Below are 1,609 nucleotides of genomic sequence, written 5' to 3'. Positions count from 1 at the left end.
CAATACACTCTTACCAAATGTCATCCTAAGCGATTTGCATGATAGGAAGCAATGTGCTTGGCGTCAACTGCGCCGGAGGAACCGATCAGTTGGAACGAATCGGTCTGTAAGCTAATAAATACGATCATCTCCGACGATCGGAGTGTCGATAATCAATTTTCAGGCAGGCCGAACTGCCGGCAGACCTGCCATTGGGGTCAGCATCGAATTATTCCAAATGTATTCGATACTGACCCCTTTGGGAACGGTCAATAGGTTTCGAAATCCGCTTGATGGCGAACACAGAATGGAACGCCCCCAACGGGTTGTTTCTACTATTTTCCGATACTGATCCGGAATGGCTTGAAATCTCGAGCTGAAAGTGATTTTGTTTTTAAGAGATCTACGCGCTTACCATCGATAACAGCAGTGGCTTTATTGACGACGATGATTAGGCCACTGTCACAAAGCGCCTCTCCTTCTAGAAATGCGTTTGCATAGCGAGTTGCGTCGGATTGCCCAAACTCCTTTATTTCCAGTACGCCGGATACTACTTTCTTCCCGCCTTTGGCGACTGCCGTCACTGCGACCTGAAGGCTCTTCACATCTTCCTCGCCAGCGTCAAACGAGAACGCAGCGGAGCATTGCCCTTGCCCTGCCCATGTCGTGTTGGAATGCCAGAACTCAATTGCGTTAGCTGGAAGAGACACGCAATACGCAATAAAAAACAATAATGCTGCAGAACCTTTCATTTCAAGCCTCCTTTCACAATGATATTCAAATCGTTATTCACTCAGAGTATGCTGATTGTTTTGGAGAGTCAAACTAGCTTTCATGATGAATAAATCGATTTTAGGAGAACGCATATGAGTAACATCTTCAAAGTTGGCGCTTATATTATTGTTGCCTGCCTATCAATATTGCCCGGATGCGGCAATGAACCGCCCGAGTGCGGTGCTCCGGCGATGGTTGATAAAGTGAAAATCGAGATATTCAAGACCATCTTCATGGGGATTTTGAAAAACGGCTTCAATGAAGATGTGGGTAATAAGGCCCTTAAAATCGTTCAGTTGAACATAACAACTATCACAGCCGAAGGTTATGAGAAAGAGGCAAAGAGGCGTACTTGTGCCGGAAAACTGATTGTTAAAGTCCCTGACTTGTCCTTCAGCGACAGTGGTGCTGATGTCAGCAAGACGGGAAACCATCCATACGAATCTCGTATAGATATTCTGGAAATTTATTCGAAAACACTTGGTTTGAGAACAACTCGCGATGCGAAAGGCGGCTTGGGAATTAGGGGTGAAAACGTAGAAGCAGCCCTGACGTTCAATTGCCAAAATACTGCGGATAACAAAGAGCAATTGGTGACAATCAATGGTTATAAGGAAATTTCAGACTTCGTTGTTGGGTTGGCGATGAGTACCATCGATTTAGTATCCACCGGGACGAAGTAACCACCAAAGTGGTCAGCATCGAGTATATTTTCACATAAAGCAATGCGAAGTTAACCCCAACTGCTCTCGTCTGTGAGCAGTAAAAACGGTCGTCTTCGCGATCACTGCGGCTGTGGTCACGTATTCGCGGGCATCTCAGCCCGGGATGCAGAGCTGCCGGCAGACCTGGTCAG

The 1,609-nt window shown here is 46.4% G+C and carries 2 protein-coding genes; one reads left to right on the top strand and one right to left on the bottom strand.

Translation table 11 applies throughout. The features are described from left to right. Window positions 1–314: 314 nt before the first annotated feature. A complete protein-coding gene (locus WCO51_13715; protein ID MEI6514311.1) occupies window positions 315–731 on the bottom strand; it encodes an IrmA family protein in 417 nt (138 codons plus the stop codon). Between the two features lie 114 nt (window positions 732–845). Here WCO51_13715 and WCO51_13710 point away from each other — a divergent pair, with 114 nt between their 5' ends. Next, entirely contained in the window at window positions 846–1,436 is a 591-nt protein-coding gene (locus tag WCO51_13710) for a hypothetical protein (GenBank protein MEI6514310.1), read from the top strand. Window positions 1,437–1,609 lie beyond the last annotated feature (173 nt).

This window comes from bacterium (assembly GCA_037131655.1).
Taxonomy (GTDB): Bacteria; Armatimonadota; Fimbriimonadia; order Fimbriimonadales; family JBAXQP01; genus JBAXQP01.
The sequence above is the reverse complement of the archived record's forward strand: the minus strand, read 5'-3'. Positions and strand labels throughout refer to the sequence as shown.

What these genes read in the sequence shown, in the direction of transcription:
- WCO51_13715 (MEI6514311.1), bottom strand. Translation starts at nt 731, where the DNA reads ATGAAAGGTTCTGCAGCATTATTGTTTTTTATTGCGTATTGCGTGTCT.
- WCO51_13710 (MEI6514310.1), top strand. Translation starts at nt 846, where the DNA reads ATGAGTAACATCTTCAAAGTTGGCGCTTATATTATTGTTGCCTGCCTA.